This is a genomic window from Roseomonas sp. E05 (genome assembly GCF_030063475.1).
Taxonomy (GTDB): Bacteria; Pseudomonadota; Alphaproteobacteria; order Acetobacterales; family Acetobacteraceae; genus Pseudoroseomonas.
The window spans coordinates 1-17,767 of sequence record NZ_JASIRT010000032.1 but is presented as its reverse complement, the minus strand read 5'-3'; the positions used below and the strand labels follow the sequence as shown (position 1 = coordinate 17,767).

Here is a 17,767-nt window from a genome sequence, read left to right as displayed (position 1 = left end):
CGGTCGAGACTGGTGGAAAGGCGCGGCCGTTGACCCCTGCGGCGTGGCATGGCAGGCAGAACCCATGCCCCAGCTCCAGGCCGCCCAGATCCCGGTCACGCCCTTCCAGCAGAACTGCGCCCTGATCTGGGACGCGGAAACCGGACGCGGCACGGTGATCGACCCGGGCGGCGACGTGCCGCGCATCCTTGCCGCGCTGGACAAGGCGGGCTTCAAGGTGGACCGCATCCTTCTCACCCACGGCCACCTGGACCATGCCGGCGGCGCCGCCGCGCTGAAGCGCGAGCTGGAAGCCCGGCAGGGCGATGCCGTGCCGATCGAGGGGCCGGACCGCCGCGACGCCTTCCTCCTGCAAGGCCTGGCCGATCAGGGCGCGCGCTTCGGCATCGAGGGGCTGGAGAACGTGACCCCTGACCGCTGGCTGGCGGAGGGCGAGACAGTCTCCGTCGCCGGGCAGGACTTCGCGGTGCTGCACTGCCCCGGCCACACGCCCGGCCACCTGGCCTTCGTCTCCACCGCCCTGAGGGTCGCGCTGGTGGGGGACGTGATCTTCCGCGGCTCGGTCGGGCGCACCGACTTCCCCTATGGCGACCACGCGGCGCTGATCGCGGCCATCAAGGACAAGCTGCTGCCATTGGGCGACGAGATCCGCTTCCTCTGCGGCCACGGTCCGGGCTCCACCTTCGGTGAGGAGCGCCGGTCCAATCCCTTCCTCAACGGCCAGGGCTGAGATGCGGCTTCAGCGCCCACCGCGAGCCATGGCGGAAGCGCCCTCAGATCTCTGAAGCAGACTTCGGCGGTGCACGGCCTCGGCGGGCAGAACTCTGCGCATGCCAGAGCGGCCCCCGGCTTGGTGGCCGAGGAAGCGGCCCGGCACAAGCCGGACCGCAGCCCTCAACCAATGGTGGCCGATCCACGCGGCGTGGACGCCGCGCCGAGGCGCCGCTACCGCGTTGCCTGGGCCTGCCGGACGAATTCAGCCAGTTCCCGGTTGTAGCGCTCCGGTTCCTCCCAGAAAGGCGAATGGCCGCTGTTGGAGTAGAGAGAAAGCCTGGCGCCTGGCACGGTAGCTGCGGTGAAGCGGGCAATCGGCGTGGCGAGGATGCGGTCCTTCTCGCCGTGAGTGACCAGAACAGGCAGGCGTAGCGCCTTCAGCAACTCTGCGTAATTGGCGGGACGGCCCGAGAGGCCAGCGCGCACGTAATGCGGCGCCAGCATGTTGAAGGCGAGCATCGCCTGGAAGTCCGCCGGTTCGGGCTGGATGGCGAAGCAGGCGCGCAGGAACCGGATCGTGCCCTCGATGAAGCCCTCCACGCCTGGCGCCAGCATGGCCTGCGGGCCGAGCAGCCCGACATCGGGGCCCAGGAAGGCAGGGTCCCCCAGCGAGCTGCTGGCATCGACATAATTGATTCCCGCCAGGGCGTCCGTGCCATAGGCGGTGAGGTAGTCACCGACCACCCGCCCGGCATAGGACCAGCCGACCAGCACGGGCCGTTGCAGCCCCAGTCCGGTGATGACGCTCCGCACGTCGTCGGCCCAGACCTGGCCCGGCTTGTAGAAGGCGTCGCCCTCCGGCTTGGCGCTCATCCCATGGCCCCGCAGGTCGATCGCCACCATGCGGAACTCGCGGGACAGTTCAGGATTGCGCAGCTGCCGGTCCCAGGACAGCGCGGCTTGGGCGAAGCCGTGCAGGAACAGGATTGCAGGCCCCTGGGGATTGCCGAACTCGTAAGTCGCGAGGCGCACGCCATCGGGCGAGGTGATGAAGCGTGGGGTATAGGCCGCCCTTTCCGCCGGCGCCGGCGCCTGCTGCGCATGGGCCTTCGCCATAGGGAGCAGCTCGAGGCCGATGGCCGCGGCTCCCAATCCCATCACCTGCCGCCGACCCGCCGAATACCGGTCCATTTCCTTCCCTCCCCTTTTGCAATCGATCCGGGCAGCCCGCATGGGCCTGTCCCGCCATGGCCCAGCTTGGCACTGCGGAAAGCGTGATGAAAGCGAGGGAAGGAACGGGAACAAGGACGGCCCGCGCCCCTCCCCCCAACGCGCTCGCCTGTCGGGCCTTGGCGGGACGGGACGTCTGGCCGCAAAGAAAACGGCGATCCGGAGGTGGTTCGAAGCCGTCGTCCCTCAGTGCGCCGGGTCGGCATCCGGTTCTTTCGGAGCGGGTCCGGAAAGCCGCCATCCCGCTTCCAGCCGGAGCCTGGAGGTGCTCCTGCCCGGCGGGAGGGGCTGGATGCCCGCTTCAGGAGGGCGTGCCGCCATCTTCGCGAATGTGCGGCCGCTTTCCATCCAGCCCCGCTGCTCCTTGATCGGGCTTTCACAACAAGCCGTGCCGGTGATCCCGCCGCTTCAGACGTGGACGTCGCCGTGGGCCAGCTCGCCCGACTTCTTGCGTGGGCGGAAGGTGGCATAGGTTAGCCAGCAGTAGAAGGCGCCCACCGCGATGAGCACGGCCCAGCCCGGGACAGGGCCGAGCGCAAGGTTCTGGATCGCACCCCGCATGGGTTTCGCGGGGTCCACCGGGGCTGCGTCCTGCAGCAGCCATGCGGACGAGACCTTCAGGATCCAGGCGGCCAGCAGCACCAGGAACATCCAGAAGTAGTTCCGGCGGAGCCTGCGCGACATCGCGGTCCGCCGCGAGATCAGGAACCGTGGCGCGCGCAGGTCCGCGCCGAGGCGCTCCGTCCAGTCCTCCACGTCGCCCGGCCGCGGCGCGAAGACCTGGGCATAGTAGTTCCGCTCGAGGGCCCGCACCCGCGCCCGGTAGACGTCGAAGAAGCGGTAGCGCCGCGCCTCGATGGTGAGCAGGAGCATGACCAGCACCATGGCGAAGAGCAGCACGCCGTGGTGGGCGGCGGGCGTCGAGAGCGAAACGGAGAGCATTCCCGCGACCACCGTGATGGCCCAGTTGCTCGTCAGGTCGATCCGGTCCCGCCAGCCGGTCATCCGCGCGATCTCCGCCCGGTGGAAGTGGGCCAGGACGGTGATGGTCTCTCCGGGGGTGGCGGGAAGCGGCAGATCGCGGGGACGCCCGGACCCCTCGCCGCCTGGTTGTTTGCCTTGAACGGTATGCATGGCGGCCTCCCCGTGAATGCGGCGAGGTTAGCGGGCGTCAAACCGCCCCGGTAGGAGCACCCTGCCCGCAGCGGAGCTGAGTGGCCGTGCGGGCGCAGAGGTTTCGAGCGGCTGCAGGGCCTGCACGGCGGCGGCATCCTTGAGGGCAGCACGGCCGAGGAGCGGGAAGCCGATCATGGCGCCGTCACTCCAGAAACGCTTCGCGGCGCCTGGGCGCCGCGGAGGGGGGCCGGCGCCATGCGGGCCTGATGCGGGTCCGGACGCTCACATGGCGATGCAGCTGTCGCACCTGCCGGTCCGATGCTCACACGACGTGATCGGGGCGAAGCGCGCAGGCCTGCGCGGCGTCGGGGGTCTCCAGTTGCACCGTGGGGTGCGCGATCCCGAACCGCTCCCTGGCCTCGTGCTGGATGCGGCGCAGCAGGTCGCGGTCCGCCCGGCCGTCCTCGCGGACGAGGTGCGCCGTCAGCGCCGTCTCCGTCGTGCCCATGGCCCAGATATGCAGGTCGTGGACCTCGGTCACGCCGGGCAGGCTGGCAAGCCACGCCTTCGCCTCGTCCGGGTCGATGCCGGGCGGGACGGCAGCCATCGCCAGGTTCACCGAATCCCTCAGCAATCCCCAGGTGCCGACCAGGATCACCGCGGCGATGGCGAGGCTGACCGCCGGGTCCAGCCAGAGCCAACCGGTCCAGCCCATGAGCAGCGCGGCGACGATGACGCCGACGGTCAAGCCGGCGTCCGCCGCCATGTGCAGGAAGGCGCCCCGGATGTTGATGTCGCCCTTGCGGCCCGACATGAAGAGCCACGCCGTCCCGGCGTTCACCACAACTCCGACCGTGGCCACCCAGAGCACCGTCCCGCTGGCGACCGGCTCGGGCTCGGCAAGGCGCCTGACCGCCTCCCAGCCGATGGCGCCGACCGCGACCAGCAGCAGGACCGCGTTCGCCAGCGCTGCCAGGGTGGAGCTTGCCTTGTAGCCGTAGGTCCTGCGGCGGCTCGGACCCTGCCTGGACAGCCAGTTCGCCCCCCAGGCCAGCAGGAGGCCCAGCACGTCGGAAAGGTTGTGCCCGGCATCGGCCAGCAGGGCCAGCGAGCCGGAGAGGATGCCGAACACCCCCTCCAGGATGACATAGCCGAGGTTCAGGGCGATGCCGATGGCGAAGGCGCGCCCGAAATCGCCGGGCGCGTGGGAATGCCCGCTCCCGTGGCCCTCTTCATGCTTGTGGCCGCACGGCATCGCTGACCTTCTCCCTTCCCTGGCGCCGCTCTGCTGCCGCTCGGCCTCTCACCCAAGCACTCCAACGGCGCTTCCCCGCCGCGGGTTTGCATCCCCTCGGGCGCTGGCCTGCGTCGGCACCCGGCCGCCCGCATCGCCGCCGCGGAACCCATCGGGCGCCTTCGCCGCGGGCTGGAAGGCCGCATGGTCCACTTGCCCAGAGTCCGGCGCCGACAGGCCGGCGCCCGCGGCCGTCCGGCGTTGCACCGGCGGCCCGTCAGCATCCATCGCCCTCAGGCCGCCTTCGTTGCCCCATGCGTCCGGACCGGCAGGGGAACCCTCCCGCCCGATCGACCAGGAGTATCCGATCAACGGGAGCGCCCAGATGACGGCTCAGCATCCAGCCTTCGCCAGGCCCGGCGGCACGGCCGGGCGCTTCGCCGGGTCCCAGCCAGGGCATGCACTCCGCCTTGCCCAGCGAATCCTTCGGCAGTGGGCCGCCCTGCTTGCTACTGCCGTCCTTCAGCACGGTCTCCACACACGAGGAGGTGCGCCCGCTGGCCAATTTCCTTACCGCCCGCTTCACCGTCACGCTGCTGGACTGGCCCGGTTCCGGCAAGTCCGGCCGCGCCGCCCTGGACTCCGGCAGTTCCCGTCGCCTGGGCGGCGGTTCGCAAAGAGGTCAGGGTATATGCGACGCCATCACTTGCGCCGTGTCCCGCCCGAGGTGTCTGCATCCACGCTCCGGGGCGGCAGGAGGCCGTCAGGGCCCGGCCGCCCGCACCTTGTCCGCGTTCGCCTTCAGCCAGTCCTGGATCGGCTTCCACGGTCCGTAGCGATGCTGCTCGGGCGTGAAGGGGCCGACAAAAGGCGCATAACCCGCATCGACCGGCTTCCTGGAGCGGTCCGGATAGTCCGCTTCGAGGTTCTCGCGGTGCGGCCGTGGCTGTGAGTTCACGAAGGCCATGACGTCGTAGGCGTCCTCGGCCGAGATCTGCGGCTGCTCCCAGGTGGTGCCGAGGGGCATGTTGGCGTGCACGAAGCGCGCCGCCGTCATGGTGCGCCCCATGCCGGCGCCGTCGTTGTAGCTGTCCGGTCCCCAGAGCGGCGGGAACTGGTAGCGCCTGCCCTGTTCCGCGGCGTCGGCCGCCTCCAGCCGCTGGCCCTGTCCGTCGGCACCGTGGCAGGCGGCGCAGGTCTCGGCGAAGACCTTGCGGCCATGCTCCGGGTCGGCGGCGCGGTCCAGCAGCGGCAGGGAAGGCGCGCCGCGCCCCTGCAAGGACTTACCGACCTGCTGCGGCCCGCTGATGTAGCGGATGTAGGTGATGATCGCCTTCATCTCCGGCCCGTCCACCGGCAGCGCATGGCCGTTCATGCTGCGCTCCATGCAGCCGTTGACGCGCTCCTCCAGGGTGCGGACCTCGTTCTCGCGGCCGATATACTGCGGGAAGACGCCCCAGACCCCGGCCAGCGGCAGCCCGTACTGCTGCGTGCCCGCCTGCAGGTGGCAGGACTGGCAGGTGAGTCCGTTCCCGGCGAAGCGCATCGCCGGGTCCGGCGCATCCGGCCCGATGAGGGACGAGGTCTTCGCGATCAGGTCACGGCCGCGGCGCACCGTCTGGGCGAAGATGTCGTCGGCGGGCAACGTGTCCGGATCGGGGATCGTCCAGGCGGACGCCGCGGGCGGGGTGACCGGAGTGGCGGGCCGGGCTGCCGTCTGGGCGCGCGGCTGGGCCTGGGGGGGCGGCGCAGCCGGGGTTGCCGCCGGGGAGGGCACCCCCTGGCGCAGGGCGCTCGGCACCTCGATGTGCCGCCCGGGCGTCGGCGGGCGAACGGCCAGCACGGCCGCGCCAGCGACGATGGCGCCGACAGAGATCGTGATGAGGGAGGGCGTGCGCATCGGGTGTTTCCTCGGCTTCTGAGTCCGTGCGGGCGGATGCCCGATTGCGCCTCAGGGGGCGAACCCGAAGGCGGAGGCGTTGCGGTAGAGCATGTAGGCGGCGACGACGAAGACCAGTGCGGCGAAGATCCGGTTCAGCGCGGCCTTCCGGGAGCCGAGACGGCAGGCCAGTTGCATGCCGAGATAGCCGCCCGCGAGGCCCCCGGCGATGTACTCCGCCGCGACGACCCAATCGACCAGCCCGGAGAAGGCGTAGCTGACCGCCGTGGTCAGGCCGAAGGCGCCAACCGCGAGCAGGGAGGAGCCGACGGCGGAGAGCATCGGCATGCCCGTCGAGAACAGCAGGCCCGGCACGATCAGGAAGCCGCCGCCGATGCCGAAGAAGCCGGAGAGCAGGCCGACGCCGAGCGCGCTGGCCACGACAAGCGCCGCCCGGCGCCCCGCGCCCTGGTCTCCCTGGTCTTCCTGCGCGCCGGATGAGGCGGGCCTCCCGCGCCCACTGCGGAGCATCAGGACGCCGACGGCGACCATCAGCACGGCAAACAGAAAAAGCAGCCGCTGGCCGTCGAAGCTCTTGCCGAACCAGGCGCCGACCGCGGCCCCTGCCACGCCGACGGCGGCGAACAGGACGGCATCGCGCCAGCGGACATTGCCGGCGCGCGCATGGCCCGCGAAATTGATGAAGGCGTTGGCCGACACCGCGAGCGCGCCGGTGCCGATGGCCATGTGGGGCTGCAACCCGACCACATAGAGCAGCAGCGGCGTCGCCATGATGGAGCCGCCGCCGCCGATCAGGCCGAGGGTGAAGCCCACCAGGCTGCCGGAGAGCACGGCCAGGACGGATTGCAGCAGCATGATCAGGCTCCAGTGGCCGCCCGGGGCGCGGCTGGCTCTATGAGGATACGCGGCCGATCCCCCGCACCCGCCGCGGCGCCAGGCGAGGGCGCGGCCAGCGGCCCAGGGAAGCGGGTGGACCGGGCGCTCATCGCGCCACCCGGACCACGGCGAAGCTGGCCGCCGCCACGGGGCGGCGGGGCGGCCGCGGCGCCGGGGGCACAGGCGCAGAGGCGGCGCCGCCCAGACCGTGCAGGAGGCTCGCCAGCAGGTGCCGCGGCCGCCCCGGCGCGACCTGGTAGAACACCGCGCGGGATTCCCGGCGCGCGACAAGCAGCCCGGCATCCCGCAATTCGCCAAGATGCTGCGAGAGGTTGGGCTGCTTGAGCGCCAGATCCTCCTCGAGTTGCCCGACCGAGCGCTCGCCCCCGAGCAGGTGGAGGGCGATGCGCAGACGGGCCGGGTTGGCGAGCACCCGCAGCAGGGCGGCACCCTCGGCGATGCCGGTGGTGTCGGGGATCATCGGCTTCGCCCCCTCGCCTTCTTCGGCAGCGGCCCCGTCCTGAAGTACCAGTCGCCCCCCTGGTCCTGGGGGCCGAAGGCTGCCTCGGGGGTCAGCTCTGGAGGCAGGATGACGTCGTCGCCCGGCTGCCAGCCCTCGGGCGTCGAGACGTCATGCGCGTCCGTGGTCTGCAGCGCCGCCAGCAGGCGCAGAAGCTCCTCCACGTTCCGCCCCGTGGTCATCGGATACCAGCTGATGGCGCGGATGGTGCCCGCGGGGTCGATCACGAAGGCGGCGCGCACCATCGAGGCGTCGGGCGCCTGCGGGGCGATCATGCCGTAGGCGCGGGCGATCGCCATCGAGGGGTCCTCGACGATCGGGAACGGCACCTTGACGCCGAACTGCGCATGGATGCTGCGGATCCAGGCGAAATGGGAGAACAGGCTGTCGACGGACAGGGCCAGCAGCGCGCAGCCCAGCGCCTCGAAGCGGCCGGCGGCGCGGGAGAAGGCGATGAACTCGCTGGTGCAGACCGGCGTGAAGTCGGCCGGATGGGAGAACAGCAGCAGCCAGCCGCCGCGATAATCGGCCAGGCTGCGGTCGCCCATGGTGGTGCGCGCACGGAAGTCCGGCGCGGGGTCGTGGAGCAGCGGCGGCCCGGCATGCTGTGGAATTGACTCGCTCATTTCCTGTCCTTGGCCTGGAGGAAGGCGGGAGCGACCGGCAGCCCGCCGCACCCCAGACACAACCTTTCCCCGCGCACCTCAAGCCCGGCGACCTCGGCCGCCGCGGCAGCGTACCGGGGCGTCGCACCGTCAGAGACGCCACCAGATAATAAGTCGATTAAGATATATAACAAGTATTGAACTCCTAACTATGGCCTCCAGGTAAGCGCCTGGCATTGCCCGCAACGGACCAGGAGGACGGCATGGACACCATCCAGCGGCTGGAAGCCCGCTCCGGCGCGAGTGGAAGCCCGTCAGGGGCGACGGAGAGGGCCGCTGCCGTGCTGATCGTCGGCGGCGGCGCTGCCGGGATCACCGTGGCCGCCGCGTTGCGCCGCCACCGGCCCGAATTGCCGGTGACGCTCGTCGAGCCCTCCGACACCCATGCCTATCAGCCGGGCTGGACCCTGGTGGGCGCGGGTGTGTTCAGCCTGGCCCAGACGCTCCGGCGCGAGGAAACGCTGATCCCGAAGGGCGTCACCTGGATCAGGGCGGCCGTGGCCGCCTTCCATCCGGACGAGAACCAGGTGGAGTTGGCGGACGGGCGCCGCCTCGTCTACCGCCATCTCGTGGTCTGTCCGGGCCTTCAACTCGACTGGAACAAGGTCGACGGGCTGCGCGAGACGCTCGGCCGCCACGGCGTGTGCAGCAACTATTCCGCCGCCCCGGCCGAATACACCTGGAAGTGCCTCCAGGAGTTCCGCGGCGGGACTGCCCTGTTCACGCAGCCGCCCATGCCCATCAAGTGCGCGGGCGCGCCGCAGAAGATCATGTACCTCGCCGCCGACCGCTGGCGCCGCCACGGCCTCCCGCGCCCGGCCGAGATCGAGTTCTGCCTGGCGGGGGATGCCCTGTTCGGCGTGCCGTTCTTCGTGCCGCCCCTGCAGCGGGCGGTCGACGACTACGGCATCGGGCTTCGCTACCGCCACACGCTCAAGGCGGTGCACGGCCCCAGCCGGACGGCCCATTTCACGGTGACCGACGCCGAAGGGAGGACGCGCGAGGTCGAGAAGCGCTTCGACCTGATGCACGTGACCCCGCCGCAGAGCGCGCCGGACTTCGTCAAGGCGAGCCCGCTGGCGAACGGCGCCGGCTGGGTCGAGGTGGACCCGGCGACGCTGCGGCACGCGCGCTACGCGAACGTGTTCTCCCTCGGCGACGCGGCCGGAACCTCCAACGCCAAGACGGCCGCCGCGGTGCGGCTGCAGGCGCCCGTCGTCGTGCGGAACCTGCTCGCGGCCATCGACGGCAGGCCGCTGGAGGCGTCCTATGACGGCTACGGCTCCTGCCCCCTCACCACGGCCTATGGCCGCGTGGTGCTGGCGGAGTTCACCTATGGCGGCAGGGTCACGCCGAGCTTCCCGCTCGATCCGCGCAAGCCACGTCGCAGCGCATGGCTGCTGAAGACGAAGTTCCTGCCCTTCCTGTACTGGAAGATGATGCTGCGCGGCAGCGAACGCGACGTGAGGCACCGTGAGCGGCGCTTCGCGGAGGCGCGGACCGCATGAGCGCGGCAGCCACGCGACAGACGGACAGCCCTGGTCGGGGGCCGCCCTCTGAGGTCCGGCTTTATGGCCGCGCGTCTAGGCGCGGCGGTCCAGGTGGCGCCGCACGAAGCTCTCGAGTTCGGGGCTCTGCCAGTCGAAGCCCAGCGCCCGCGCCTTGGCGAGCGCGTCCTCCCCCGACAACCCTTGCTCCCTGGCGGCGTGCAGGACTGCGAAGACGCCGGAGCGCTTGCCGGAGGCGCAGTGGACGAGCACCGGCCCCGGCAGCGCGGGCAGCGTCTCCCGGAAGGCCTCCACCTGCTCGGATTGCGGACCCGTGGGAGCGACCGGGATGTGGGCGTAGTCCAGGCCCGCCGCGCGGGCGACCTCGCCTTCAGCCTCGGGCGACAGGGGTTGGTTCTGCTCCCCGGCCGTCCGCAGGTTGACCACCGCCCTGAACTGATCCTCCTTCGAATTGATGGTTCTCCCGCACTTTGTGTGGAACGGTCGCGGTGACGAGGTTAGGGCAGGCTGCTTCACGAGGCGGATGATCCTGTCCTCACCCTTGCCTGACTGCGCCATTGAACGCGTCATCCGGACCAACGGTCGCCTCGTCGTCGTCGCGCATGCGCGCCGTGTCCATGGTCGGTGTCCGGCCTGTGGCACGTCCAGCTCTGCCGTTCACAGCCGCTACGATCGCCGACCGGCCGACTTGCCGAGCCTTGGCCAGCCCGTGACGCTGCGCCTGTGTATCCGACGCTTCTACTGCCATCATCCCGCCTGCCGCCGCCGCACGTTTGCCGAGCCTCTCCCGCGGCTGATGCCGCCGCGAGCGCGCCGGACCCGCCGCCTCGCGCAGGCTCAGACCCGGATCGGGCTTACAGTGGGCGGCGAGGCCGGCGCTCGCCTGACCGGCCATCTGGGGATGCAAACCAGCCCTGATACGATCCTGCGCCTCGTGCATCGCCTCCCGCTGCCGAGATCGGATCCGCCGCGAGCCGTGGGCATCGACGACTGGGCCATCCGCAAGGGCCGAACCTACGGCACGCTCCTCGTCGATCTCGAACGACGATGCCCGATCGACCTGTTGCCTGACCGGTCGGGGGGAACCGTCGCCGCGTGGCTACGTCGTCATCCCGGCGTCCAGATCGTCGTTCGTGGCCGCTCGACCGAGTACGCCCGAGCGGCGAGCGGCGGCGCGCCGGCCGCGCTCCAGGTCGCCGATCGATGGCATCTCCTCCTCAATATGCGCCAAGCTCTCGAGCGCTGGCTCGGCCGCGTTCACGGCCGGCTGAGACAGCTGCCCGCTCTGCCCGATGGTGACGGACGACAGCCTGGAGAACGCCTGCGTGCCTACCGCCGCAGCGCGGCCGAGATCGCCATCAGCCTCGACAGCCGCGCTCGCCGGCTGGTGTCCTACGAGGACGTGCGCCGACGTCATCTTGCAGGCGAGCCCCTCCTGGCGATCGCCCGTGCCACGGGCCTGGCGCGCGCAACCGTGCGTCAGTACGCCCAGGCCGAGAGCTTCCCGGAGCGGGCCATTCGCCGACCCAATCCGTCTCGCCTCGACCCCTACCTCGCTCATCTGGAGCACCGCATGGCCGAGGGCTGCGAGAACGCCATGGCGTTCTGGCGCGAGATCCGCAACCAGGGCTTCGCGGGGACTCACCGGCAGGTGCACCGCTTCGTCGCTGACCGACGCACGAAACCGGCGCCGCGCACGGCCCGCAAATGGCTGCCGCTGACCGGGGCGCCGAGCGCCGAGCGCCGAGCTCGCCAGAGCAGCACCGATCCCTTCTCCGAAGCGGCTGGCCTGGATCTTGGTGCAGCCCGCCGCGACGCGGCCGCCCCGCGCCACGGCCGACCTCGCCCGCATCCGGCAGGATGCCGAGGCAGCACGGGTCGCCGATTTGGCGCGGCGGTTCACGATGCTGATCCGCGCCTGCGGTTTGGATGGTGAGCGGCCGGCGGATGCTGCCGGCGAACTCGACAGATGGCTCCTGGAGACCCGGAGCTGCGGTGTTGCGGCGCTGGAGACCTTCGCGGCCGGCTTGGCGCAGGACGGGGCGGCGGTTCGGGCGGCGCTGACGACGCCCTGGAGCAACGCGCAAGCGGAAGGGCAGATCAGTCGGCTGAAGATGCTAAAACGCACCATGTATGGCCGCGCCAGCTTCGCGCTGCTCCGTCGCCGCGTCCTCATCGCTGCCTGATCCACGCAAAGTGCGGGAGAACCATCAAATCAGGGGAAGATCACAGGACGTAATCTGGCGTCGGCGGACACCGATGGGTGACCTGCTGGCCTGGGGTGCATGGCTTGCCATCGTGGTGGCGACGGTCCTCTCGTTCCGGCAGATCTCGGACGCGACCATCTGGGATTTCGTCTGGGACGCTCCCCAGCAGGGCGCCGACCTGCTCTCCGCGCGGTGCCACCCCGCTGGGACTATGCCAGCGTGCTGTGGAAGCCTCTGTGGGACACGGTCAACATGGCCACCCTGGGAACCTTGCTGGCCGTCATCCTCGGCATTCCCGTGGCCGTGCTGGCGGCGCGCAACACCACGCCCAGCGTCCTCCTCATCCGGCCGGTGGCGCTGTTCGTCATCGTGGCCAGCCGATCCATCAACAGCCTGATCTGGGCGCTGGTCCTGGTGGTCATCATCGGCCCCGGGCCGCTGGCGGGCACCTTGGCCATCGCGCTGCGCTCCATCGGCTTCATCGGCAAGTTGCTCCACGAGGCTATCGAGGAAATCGACCCAGTTCAGGTTGAAGCGATGGAGGCCACCGGCGCTGCCAGCGCCCAGGTGCTGGCCTGGGGAATCGCGCCCCAGGTGGCGCCCGCCATCGCAGGCATCAGGGTGTTCCGCTGGGACATCAACATCCGCGAGGCCACGGTGCTGGGCTTGGTCGGGGCGGGCGGCATCGGTCTTCAACTGGAGGCGTCCGTGGCAACGCTCGCTTGGCCCCAGGTCAGCGTCATCCTCCTGCTCATCCTGACAACTGTGGTGATCAGCGATTGGGTCAGTGCCAGGGTCCGGCAAGCCATCACCTAGGCTGCAATTGTCACACGACAACACACTTCATTTCGAATACAGCGGAAATATGGAAACTTCTGACGCCTCTGCCGTCTTCGCTGCCTTGGGGCAGGAGTCCCGCCTCGACCTCCTCCGGACCCTTCTGGAGGCGGGACCGACCGGCTTGTCCGCAGGCGCGATTGGGGCGGCCCTCGGCATCGTCCCTTCGACCCTTTCCTTCCACCTGCGCGCCCTGGAGCAGGTCGGGCTGGTCCGCCCGACCCGGCAGGGCCGCAGCCTGATCTACGCTGCGCAGATTGATCGCCTGCGCCACCTGGTCACCTTCCTGTCGCAGGACTGCTGCGGCGGACGCCCTGAGCTTTGTGGTGACCTGATGCGGGCATGGCCCGCCAGCCCTTCGGAGAACGGCCCCATGACACCGGCCTTCAACGTCCTCTTCCTGTGCACGCGCAACTCCGCCCGTTCGCTGATGGCCGAGGCCATCCTGAACAAGCTGGGCGGGGAGCGCTTCAGGGCCTACTCGGCAGGGTCGGATCCGGCGCCACAGCCGATGCCCGAGGTCGTCGAGAAGCTGGTGAGCCTTGGGCATGACGTCTCGAACGTCCGCAGCAAGTCGCACCGGGAGTTCCAGAAGCCCGATGCGCCCCGGATGGACTTCGTCATCACGCTCTGCGATGAGCTCCAGGGCCAGCACTGCCCGGACTTCGGCGGGCAGGCCATCACCGCCTCCTGGCCGCTGCCTGGGCCGGGCCAGTTCGCGGCGGGTTCGCACGAGCGCATCCTGATGCTCAACGAGCTCTACGCCAGCCTGTTCCGGCGCCTCGGCATCTTCACCAGCCTCAAGATGGAGGCCCTGGACCGCATGTCGCTGCGGCACCGGCTGGACGACCTGAGCGAGGCTCCTCTCACCGTTGCCAAGGAGCACTGACATGCGCGTCGGCATCAACGGCATGGGCCGCATCGGCAGACTGGCGTTCCGGGCCGCCCTGGGTGGCGTGTTCCGGGAGGCGAGAGACCCGCGTAGCGCGAACCGCCTCGATATCGTCCACGTCAACGAGCTCAAGGGTGGCGCCGCCGCGACGGCCCACCTCCTCGAATTCGACAGCATCCATGGCCGCTGGCGTGAGCGGATCGCGGCCGAAGGCGAAGAGGCCATTGTCGTCGGTGACCGGCGCATCGGCTTCGGCGCAGCCGCTGCCCCTGCCGACGTGCCCTGGGGTGACCTGGGCTGTGACGTCGTCCTGGAATGTACCGGCAAGTTCCTGAAGCAGGAGCAGTTGCAGGGCTACTTCGACCGCGGCGTGAAGCGGGTCATCGTCGCCGCGCCAGTCAAGGACCCGGCGGCCGCGGCCCTGAACATCGTGGTCGGGGTCAATGACGACCGCTACGACCCGGCGCAGCACCGGCTGCTGACCGCAGCCTCCTGCACCACCAACTGTCTGGCGCCGGTGGTCAAGGTCGTCCACGAGGCCATCGGCATCCGGCATGGCCAGATCACCACCATCCACGATCCGACCAACACCAACGTGGTCGTGGATGCCCCGCACAAGGACCTCCGGCGCGCCCGGTCGGCCCTGCTGTCCCTTCAGCCGACCACGACGGGCAGCGCCACCGCCATCTCGCTCATCTACCCGGAACTCCAGGGCCGCCTGAACGGCCACGCCGTCCGGGCGCCGGTGCTGAATGCCTCGCTGACGGACGCCGTCTTCGAGATGCAGCGCGAGACCACCGTGACTGAGGTTAACGAGCTGTTCCGCTCGGCCGCCGCCGGGCCGCTGACGGGCATCCTGGGCTACGAGGAGCGGCCGCTGGTCTCGGCCGACTACGCCAACGACACCCGCAGCGCCATCGTCGACGCGGCCAGCACCATGGTGACCGACGGGACGATGCTGAAGGTCTATGCCTGGTACGACAACGAGATGGGCTATGCCTGCCGGATGGTGGACCTGGCCAACATCGTCCGGGAGCGGGGCGTCTGATGTCCGCCATCCGCAACTACCTCATCGTGACCGGCGCCTATTGGGGCTTCACGCTCACCGATGGCGCGTTGCGGATGCTGGTGCTGCTGCACTTCTATCAGCTTGGCTACACGCCCTTCACCCTGGCCTTCCTGTTCCTGCTCTACGAGGCGGCAGGCATCTTCGCCAATCTGGGCGGCGGCTGGCTCGCGGTGCGCTTCGGCATCCCCCGCATGCTGGCGATCGGCCTGACGCTCCAGATCGGCGGCCTGCTGATGCTGTCGGCGCTCGACCCCTCCTGGAACGCCGCGGTTTCGGTGGCCTGGGTCGTCTGTGCCCAGGGCATCTCCGGCGTGGCCAAGGACCTGACCAAGACGGCCTCGAAGTCAGCCATCAAGGCGTCTTCGCAGCAGGGCACCGGTCAGTTGTTCCGCTGGGTGGCCTGGTTCACCGGCTCCAAGAACGCCATGAAGGGTTTCGGCTTCTTCCTCGGCGGCTTCCTGCTCCAGACCGCTGGCTTTCGACCGGCGCTCTGGCTGCTGGTTGCATTGCTCGCTCTTGCCCTTGTGGGCGTGCTGCTCTCGCTGCCCCGGGAGCTCGGCAAGGCCAAGGCATCGAAGAGCTTCAAGGAACTCTTCGCCAAGAACCGCGGCGTCAACCTGCTGGCGGGCGCCCGGGTCTTCATGTTCGGCTCCCGCGACGTCTGGTTCGTCGTGGGCCTGCCGGTCTTCCTGTACAGCCAGGGCTGGAACTACGTCGGCGTCTCGACCTTCCTGGCCGCCTGGACGATCGGCTACGGCGGCGTGCAGGCTCTGGCGCCACAGGTGGTCCGCCGCAGTCCGGATGGTCTGTCCCGCGAGGTGCCGGAGGCGCGCCTCTGGGGTGTGGCGCTGGCCATCATCCCCGTTGCCCTTGGTTTGATGCTGGCGACCGGCGCCGTTGGCCGCCCAGACCTGGTGGTGGTCGCCGGGTTGGCCATCTTCGGCTTCGCGTTTGCCGTGAACTCGTCACTCCACTCCTACCTCATCCTTGCCTATGCGGGCTCGGAGAAGGCGGCTGAGGATGTCGGCTTCTACTACGCGGCCAATGCGGCTGGGCGCTTGTTCGGCATCCTGCTCTCGGGCGTCCTGACGCAGGCGGCCGGCATCCAGGCGTGCCTGTGGGGCTCGGCCGCCATGCTGGCCGTCTGTCTAGCTCTCACTTTCCTGCTGCCGGCCGGGGCCGAGGCGCGGCGGGTGGCGGTCTGACCACCCCCGCTGAGGTGCTGCCGCCTCCGGATGGCGCTCCACTCGCTTCGAATGCTGGCCGGGGTGACGAACAGGGCTGACCGCGCCAGCTAAGGTCGCTGGCCGCCATCTCTGTGAAGTTCGTGCGGTAGTCCGTCAACTGCTATTTCTCTTGATCCAACGCAAGGATTCCCAGCGCGCACCCGGTGCAATTTCATACCGAAAGGCGTGAACCATGCAGACCTACACAGTGACGGCGACGAGGCTCGACAGCCACGGAACCCGCATGACCTGCAAGTCGGCTGAGTTGCTCGCCGACACCGGACCGTGCGGGCGCCAGGACGCATTCAACCCGGCGGAATTGCTCCTGGCGGCGCTCGCCGCCTGCATGGTCAAGGGCATCGAGCGTGTCACGCCGATGCTGCGCTTCTCGCTCCAAGGCGTCGAAATCCGCCTGCGCGCCGAGCGGCAGGACGTGCCGCCGCGCATTACCCAGATCGACTACGAGATTCTGGTGGATACGGACGAGGCCGACCATCGGCTCGAACTGCTGCACCAGAACGTCCGCAAGTACGGGACCATCTCCAACACTCTTGCGGCGGCCGTGCCGCTCGAGGGCGTCCTTCGGCGGGCAGGCGTCCGGGCCACCCTCGCAGGATGAGGCCAGCAGTGAGGACGAAATAGGGGAACTGTCATCATGGCACAGCGAGAGATCGTCCTCTGACCCCGGTACGAACTGCCATCGGCACCTTCGGCGACACCCTGAAGGACCTGCCCGCCACCGCCCTCGGCGCCACCGCGATCCGTGCGGCCGTGGAACGCGCGGGCCTCGGCTTCGCACACCGATGTTGTTCGCGCCAACTTTGTGGCGGTCGAGAGGGCTCTCGCCAACCTTTTCTGTCAATCGGCATGGAATAGGGGCTCTGGCGCATCTTTGGTGCAGTCAGGATGCTGACCGATATGTGGCGTTGGCCTACAGAGGGGGATCAATGCCGTGCAGCAGGCCTTTCGCGTTTCTGCTCTCGTGCCGCGCGGCTTTGTCATGGTTGAGGCGACGAGCGACGACGCCGGCGCGCTGATCACCGTCCGCTCCGCAGCCAGGGCGAGTGCCTGTCCTGGCTGCGGCTCACCTTCCGAGCGGGTGCACAGCCGCTACCGCCGAGGTTTAGCAGACCTGCCGGTCTCAGGGCGCCCGGTTCGGTTGATGGTCAACGCACGCCGGTTCTACTGCAATGCCCTGCTGTGCGGGCGACGGATCTTCGCTGAGCGCTTTGACGCCGGCGTGCTCGCGCCCTGGGCGCGCCGGACGCCGCGGCTCGAGCACATCGTCCACCACCTCGGCCTGGCACTTGGCGGCCGGCCGGCGGCAGATTTCGCGCGCAGGCTCATGGTGCCAGCGAGCCGCGACACCCTGCTGCGTGCCGTGCGGCGCCGGGGTAGCCCGTGCTTCGTCCCGCCCGTGGTGGTCGGGATCGACGAATGGGCTTGGCGGCGCAACCAGCGATACGGCACGCTGATCTGCGATCTCGAGCGGCGCAGGACCATCGCGCTCCTGCCTGACCGCGAGCCCGCGGCGGCCGAGGCTTGGCTTTCGGAGCAGGCGCAGATCACCGTCGTCGCCCGCGACCGCAGTGGCGGGTATGCCCTGGCTGTTGCCAGGGCTCTGCCCTACGCAACACAGGTCGCGGATCGGTGGCTGGAGTTGCCCCCATCAAACCGGACACGGGGCTGGTTGAGACTGGGCGCGGATGAACTCACGGGGTGAACACATCCGCAAGCCCTTGTGGGGGTGGACTTCGTTGTAGTCCTCGATCC

General features: G+C 69.7%; 15 protein-coding genes and 2 pseudogenes. 9 read left to right on the top strand and 8 right to left on the bottom strand.

What is annotated here, in order from left to right; all coding sequences use genetic code 11:
- Nucleotides 1-64 precede the first annotated feature (64 nt).
- Nucleotides 65-730, top strand: a complete 666-nt coding sequence (locus tag QMO56_RS21910) for an MBL fold metallo-hydrolase (protein WP_283529361.1) — start codon at nt 65-67, stop codon at nt 728-730.
- Between the two features lie 215 nt (nt 731-945).
- On the opposite strand, the gene QMO56_RS21905 is transcribed toward QMO56_RS21910, so the two are convergent.
- From QMO56_RS21905 to QMO56_RS21875, 7 genes are all read right to left on the bottom strand, one after another.
- A complete protein-coding gene (locus QMO56_RS21905; protein ID WP_283529360.1) occupies nt 946-1,905 on the bottom strand; it encodes an alpha/beta fold hydrolase in 960 nt (319 codons plus the stop codon).
- 447 nt (nt 1,906-2,352) lie between these two features.
- The gene (locus QMO56_RS21900) at nt 2,353-3,078 is read right to left on the bottom strand and encodes a DUF2270 domain-containing protein (protein WP_283529358.1); all 726 of its coding nucleotides are present in this window, start codon (nt 3,076-3,078) and stop codon (nt 2,353-2,355) included.
- A 304-nt stretch (nt 3,079-3,382) separates the two neighbouring features.
- Complete coding sequence (locus QMO56_RS21895; RefSeq protein WP_283529357.1) at nt 3,383-4,315, bottom strand: cation diffusion facilitator family transporter; 933 nt, start codon at nt 4,313-4,315, stop codon at nt 3,383-3,385.
- Between the two features lie 742 nt (nt 4,316-5,057).
- Nucleotides 5,058-6,194 carry a c-type cytochrome gene (locus tag QMO56_RS21890; RefSeq protein WP_283529356.1) on the bottom strand — a complete coding sequence of 379 codons (1,137 nt, stop codon included), beginning with the start codon at nt 6,192-6,194 and terminating at the stop codon, nt 5,058-5,060.
- Nucleotides 6,195-6,245: 51 nt separating this feature from the next.
- Entirely contained in the window at nt 6,246-7,049 is an 804-nt protein-coding gene (locus tag QMO56_RS21885; RefSeq protein ID WP_283529355.1) for a sulfite exporter TauE/SafE family protein, read from the bottom strand.
- A 127-nt stretch (nt 7,050-7,176) separates the two neighbouring features.
- Nucleotides 7,177-7,551: a helix-turn-helix transcriptional regulator gene (locus tag QMO56_RS21880; RefSeq protein WP_283529354.1), complete on the bottom strand. Its 375-nt coding sequence runs from the start codon at nt 7,549-7,551 to the stop codon at nt 7,177-7,179.
- Nucleotides 7,548-8,216, bottom strand: coding sequence for a peroxiredoxin (locus QMO56_RS21875; protein ID WP_283529353.1), 669 nt, complete (start codon nt 8,214-8,216; stop codon nt 7,548-7,550). Before QMO56_RS21875 ends, QMO56_RS21880 begins: the two co-directional genes overlap by 4 nt.
- Before the next feature lie 242 nt (nt 8,217-8,458).
- Between QMO56_RS21875 and QMO56_RS21870 the strand changes: the two genes are divergently transcribed.
- Nucleotides 8,459-9,763 carry an FAD/NAD(P)-binding oxidoreductase gene (locus QMO56_RS21870; RefSeq protein ID WP_283529352.1) on the top strand — a complete coding sequence of 435 codons (1,305 nt, stop codon included), beginning with the start codon at nt 8,459-8,461 and terminating at the stop codon, nt 9,761-9,763.
- Nucleotides 9,764-9,838: 75 nt separating this feature from the next.
- Here the strand turns inward: QMO56_RS21870 and QMO56_RS21865 are convergent, their stop codons facing one another.
- Nucleotides 9,839-10,321 (bottom strand): beta-lactamase hydrolase domain-containing protein, encoded by a 483-nt coding sequence (locus QMO56_RS21865; protein ID WP_283529350.1) that lies wholly within the window; start codon nt 10,319-10,321, stop codon nt 9,839-9,841.
- Here QMO56_RS21865 and QMO56_RS21860 point away from each other — a divergent pair.
- The 7 genes and pseudogenes from QMO56_RS21860 to QMO56_RS21830 all read left to right on the top strand — a co-directional run.
- Nucleotides 10,287-11,949 (top strand): annotated as a pseudogene (locus QMO56_RS21860) (ISL3 family transposase). The gene QMO56_RS21865 and the pseudogene QMO56_RS21860 overlap by 35 nt on opposite strands.
- Before the next feature lie 99 nt (nt 11,950-12,048).
- A complete protein-coding gene (gene phnE, locus QMO56_RS21855) occupies nt 12,049-12,786 on the top strand; it encodes a phosphonate ABC transporter, permease protein PhnE (protein ID WP_283529349.1) in 738 nt (245 codons plus the stop codon).
- Nucleotides 12,787-12,835: 49 nt separating this feature from the next.
- On the top strand, nt 12,836-13,696 hold the full coding sequence (locus QMO56_RS21850; RefSeq protein ID WP_283529348.1) for a metalloregulator ArsR/SmtB family transcription factor: 861 nt from the start codon (nt 12,836-12,838) through the stop codon (nt 13,694-13,696).
- A 1-nt stretch (nt 13,697) separates the two neighbouring features.
- A complete protein-coding gene (locus QMO56_RS21845; RefSeq protein ID WP_283529347.1) occupies nt 13,698-14,747 on the top strand; it encodes an ArsJ-associated glyceraldehyde-3-phosphate dehydrogenase in 1,050 nt (349 codons plus the stop codon).
- The gene (arsJ, locus tag QMO56_RS21840) at nt 14,747-15,973 is read left to right on the top strand and encodes an organoarsenical effux MFS transporter ArsJ (protein ID WP_283529346.1); all 1,227 of its coding nucleotides are present in this window, start codon (nt 14,747-14,749) and stop codon (nt 15,971-15,973) included. Before QMO56_RS21845 ends, arsJ begins: the two co-directional genes overlap by 1 nt.
- Nucleotides 15,974-16,187: 214 nt before the next feature.
- Entirely contained in the window at nt 16,188-16,613 is a 426-nt protein-coding gene (locus QMO56_RS21835) for an OsmC family protein (RefSeq protein ID WP_283529344.1), read from the top strand.
- 381 nt (nt 16,614-16,994) lie between these two features.
- A pseudogene (locus QMO56_RS21830) lies at nt 16,995-17,687 on the top strand (ISL3 family transposase); the annotation flags it as partial.
- Nucleotides 17,688-17,767 lie beyond the last annotated feature (80 nt).